Here is a 4741-nt window from a genome sequence, read left to right as displayed (position 1 = left end):
TGGTGTGGGGGTTGGGGGGGGCCCCCCCCCCAAACCCCATTACTGGAAAAGAGCTCATACACGCCGCTCGATCCGGGCTGGGGTGGAGGTCGCTTTGACGATAAAGAACAACAAAAGCCCTTTTTCCCGGCCCAACCTTCAAGGTTTTCAAAACCTTGAAGGTTTCCCTTCCTTCCCCTCTCAGACTTCCCTCACACCTTTCGCTTCTCCCTTTTTCCTTTTTCCTATTCTTTAATAAAATTAATCCATCGTACTCCCAGGGAGTTACGGTTAAATATTACCTAAAAGTAAATTTTATGTTAAATAAACTTGTTTTGTAACGGATAAAGTTTTTATCTTTGCCCCACTGAAAACGCAAGGAAGTAGGTAGCGCAGGGAAGCCTTTTAGGAGGCGTAAAATTAGAAACTCTTACATGGGGTACAGTCAGAAACTTTTACAATTTTTTTATAAAAAAACTTGTGGGTGAAAAAAAGATGAGTATCTTTGCAGTCCGGTAAAACGGGGCGCAGGAGTTGGATTGGCAGAATAGGGGATGAAGGATTAAGGTTACTAAAAAAACTTTAAAATTTTCTTCAGAACATTTGGCTGAATCAAAAATAATTTTTACTTTTGCACTCGCAAATACGGAGCATACACTGACAGAAAGAAGGCTTCGTAAGAAAGCGGAAGAAATGAAGATCATTGACATACAATATAACAACCAAGTAAGGAAAAACTAAAGCGTTAAAAAACTTTGAGAGAGACAGACAAACATACAATGGAGAGTTTGATCCTGGCTCAGGATGAACGCTAGCGGGAGGCCTAACACATGCAAGCTGAGCGGTAGAGATCTTTCGGGATCTTGAGAGCGGCGTACGGGTGCGGAACACGTGTGCAACCTGCCTTTATCAGGGGGATAGCCTTTCGAAAGGAAGATTAATACCCCATAATATTTTGGATGGCATCATTTAAAATTGAAAACTGAGGTGGATAAAGATGGGCACGCGCAAGATTAGATAGTTGGTGAGGTAACGGCTCACCAAGTCGATGATCTTTAGGGGGCCTGAGAGGGTGATCCCCCACACTGGTACTGAGACACGGACCAGACTCCTACGGGAGGCAGCAGTGAGGAATATTGGACAATGGGTTAGCGCCTGATCCAGCCATCCCGCGTGAAGGACGACGGCCCTATGGGTTGTAAACTTCTTTTGTACAGGGATAAACCTATCTACGTGTAGATAGCTGAAGGTACTGTACGAATAAGCACCGGCTAACTCCGTGCCAGCAGCCGCGGTAATACGGAGGGTGCAAGCGTTATCCGGATTTATTGGGTTTAAAGGGTCCGTAGGCGGATGTGTAAGTCAGTGGTGAAATCTCACAGCTCAACTGTGAAACTGCCATTGATACTGCATGTCTTGAGTAAGGTAGAAGTGGCTGGAATAAGTAGTGTAGCGGTGAAATGCATAGATATTACTTAGAACACCAATTGCGAAGGCAGGTCACTATGTCTTAACTGACGCTGATGGACGAAAGCGTGGGGAGCGAACAGGATTAGATACCCTGGTAGTCCACGCTGTAAACGATGCTTACTCGTTTTTGGGCTTTCGGGTTCAGAGACTAAGCGAAAGTGATAAGTAAGCCACCTGGGGAGTACGAACGCAAGTTTGAAACTCAAAGGAATTGACGGGGGCCCGCACAAGCGGTGGATTATGTGGTTTAATTCGATGATACGCGAGGAACCTTACCAAGGCTTAAATGGGAATTGACCGGTTTAGAAATAGACCTTCCTTCGGGCAATTTTCAAGGTGCTGCATGGTTGTCGTCAGCTCGTGCCGTGAGGTGTTAGGTTAAGTCCTGCAACGAGCGCAACCCCTGTTACTAGTTGCTACCATTAAGTTGAGGACTCTAGTAAGACTGCCTACGCAAGTAGAGAGGAAGGTGGGGATGACGTCAAATCATCACGGCCCTTACGCCTTGGGCCACACACGTAATACAATGGCCGGTACAGAGGGCCGCTACACAGCGATGTGATGCAAATCTCGAAAGCCGGTCTCAGTTCGGATTGGAGTCTGCAACTCGACTCTATGAAGCTGGAATCGCTAGTAATCGCGCATCAGCCATGGCGCGGTGAATACGTTCCCGGGCCTTGTACACACCGCCCGTCAAGCCATGGAAGTCTGGGGTACCTGAAGTCGGTGACCGTAACAGGAGCTGCCTAGGGTAAAACAGGTAACTAGGGCTAAGTCGTAACAAGGTAGCCGTACCGGAAGGTGCGGCTGGAACATCTCATTTTAGAGCGTCTTTTAGACGATAAACAAAATTAGTATCGCAAGATACAAGTACTTATCTCAAAGTAAAGCTTTAGTTTTTTTATTGGTTGGTTTTATAGTTAAAAGATAAAAGTTAAAGGAAAAAAGTTCATGCATTAAGCTTAGCTTCTTACCTCTTACTTTCAACTTTTTACCTGTAAAATATATAAAAAATACAAAACCCACTAGAAATTAGTATCAGGGAACAGAGAGACGGGGTACGAGTTAATGGATACGGATAACCCGGAACCAAAAACACGGAACTCGGAACACAAAGAGTCTCGTAGCTCAGCTGGTTAGAGCGCTACACTGATAATGTAGAGGTCGGCAGTTCGAGCCTGCCCGAGACTACTAATTAAAGCGGCTGGCAAATGGCTTATAGCTGATGGCCAAAAGCAATTAGCAAGAAGCCAACAGCACCTAGAGGGGGAATTAGCTCAGCTGGCTAGAGCGCCTGCCTTGCACGCAGGAGGTCAAGGGTTCGACTCCCTTATTCTCCACAGTTTTGGAAGATTGATTTAAAAGTTACGGATGGAGCCAAAAACAACATCTGTTCATCAATCGGAAAAGAAGACATTAAGATCATTGACATTAACGGTAAAGACATCACAAAGAGAAAACCGAGCACTTATAAGTGCTTGAGTAACCTAAAAATAGGAAAGAAATCGTTAAGGGCGTATGGCGGATGCCTAGGCTTTCAGAGGCGACGAAGGACGTGGTAAGCTGCGAAAAGCTACGGGGATTGGCACACACGAATAGATCCGTAGATATCCGAATGGGGCAACCCGGCATGTTGAAGACATGTCACCTCGCAAGAGGAGCAAACCCGGAGAACTGAAACATCTAAGTACCCGGAGGAAAAGAAATCGAAGAGATTCCGTAAGTAGTGGCGAGCGAAAGCGGATTAGCCCAAAAGTCTTTATATATTTAGAAGAACGTACTGGAAAGTGCGGCCATAGACGGTGATAGCCCGGTAATCGAAAGGTATATTAAGATGATAAATGAGTAGGGCGGGACACGTGAAATCCTGTCTGAATATGGGGGGACCATCCTCCAAGGCTAAATACTCCTGAAAGACCGATAGTGAACAAGTACTGTGAAGGAAAGGTGAAAAGCACTTCGAATAGAAGGGTGAAATAGAACCTGAAACCGTACGCCTACAAGCGGTCGGAGCAGATAAATTCTGTGACGGCGTGCCTTTTGCATAATGAGCCTACGAGTTAATTTTACTAGCGAGGTTAAGGACTTCAGGTCCGGAGCCGGAGCGAAAGCGAGTCTGAATAGGGCGTATAGTTAGTAGGATTAGACGCGAAACCTTGTGATCTACCCATGGGCAGGTTGAAGCTTTGGTAACACAAAGTGGAGGACCGAACCGGTTGACGTTGAAAAGTCTTCGGATGACCTGTGGGTAGGGGTGAAAGGCCAATCAAACTGGGAGATAGCTCGTACTCTCCGAAATGCATTTAGGTGCAGCGTCGATTTATAGTTTATTAGAGGTAGAGCTACTGATTGGATGCGGGGGTTTCATCGCCTACCAATTCCTGACAAACTCCGAATGCTAATAAATGATGGTCGGCAGTGAGGGCATGGGTGCTAAGGTCCATGTCCGAGAGGGAAAGAACCCAGACCAACAGCTAAGGTCCCCAAATATATGTTAAGTTGAAGCAACGCGGTTGGACTGCATTGACAGCTAGGATGTTGGCTTGGAAGCAGCCATTCATTTAAAGAGTGCGTAACAGCTCACTAGTCGAGCGGTCCGGCATGGATAATAATCGGGCATAAACATATTACCGAAGCTATGGATTTGTATTAATACATCTGGTAGGAGAGCATTCTGTTTGCGCCGAAGCAGTATCGTGAGGTATTGTGGAGCGGACAGAAAAGAAAATGTAGGCATAAGTAACGATAAAGGGGGCGAGAAACCCCCTCACCGAAAGACTAAGGTTTCCTCAGCCATGCTAATCAGCTGAGGGTTAGTCGGGACCTAACGCGCACCCGAAAGGGGAAGTGGATGGACAATGGGTTAATATTCCCATACTTGCTCACACTAAAAAGGGGACGGAGTGCCGTACTTACTGAAGACTGACGGAATAGTCAAGACCTAGCCTTCGGGCGAAGTTGCTGTAGGGAAAGTGCTTCCAAGAAAAGCCGAAGTGAAGCAACCCGTACCAAAACCGACACAGGTGGTCGAGGAGAGAATCCTAAGGTGCTCGAGTGAGTCGTGGCTAAGGAACTAGGCAAAATAGTCTCGTAACTTCGGAAGAAGAGACGCCATCAGCAATGGTGGCCGCAGTGAAGAGGCCCAGGCGACTGTTTATCAAAAACACAGGACTCTGCTAAATCGAAAGATGCTGTATAGGGTCTGACACCTGCCCGGTGCTGGAAGGTTAAGGAAGGGCGTTAGGGTAACCGAAGCGTTTGACTGAAGCCCCAGTAAACGGCGGCCGTAACT

2 tRNA genes and 2 rRNA genes are annotated in these 4741 nt (G+C 46.6%); all 4 read left to right on the top strand.

The features are described from left to right. Window positions 1–755 precede the first annotated feature (755 nt). Window positions 756–2272 (top strand): 16S ribosomal RNA (locus SOP96_RS00935). Between the two features lie 294 nt (window positions 2273–2566). After that, window positions 2567–2640 (top strand) — tRNA-Ile (locus tag SOP96_RS00930). A gap of 75 nt (window positions 2641–2715) precedes the next feature. Beyond that, window positions 2716–2789: transfer RNA gene (locus SOP96_RS00925), tRNA-Ala, on the top strand. Between the two features lie 158 nt (window positions 2790–2947). Further along, window positions 2948–4741: ribosomal RNA gene (locus SOP96_RS00920) — 23S ribosomal RNA — on the top strand; the annotation flags it as partial.

It is taken from the genome of Chryseobacterium salviniae, assembly GCF_035819015.1.
Taxonomy (GTDB): Bacteria; Bacteroidota; Bacteroidia; order Flavobacteriales; family Weeksellaceae; genus Chryseobacterium; species Chryseobacterium salviniae.
This window is presented reverse-complemented; position numbering and strand designations above follow the sequence as displayed.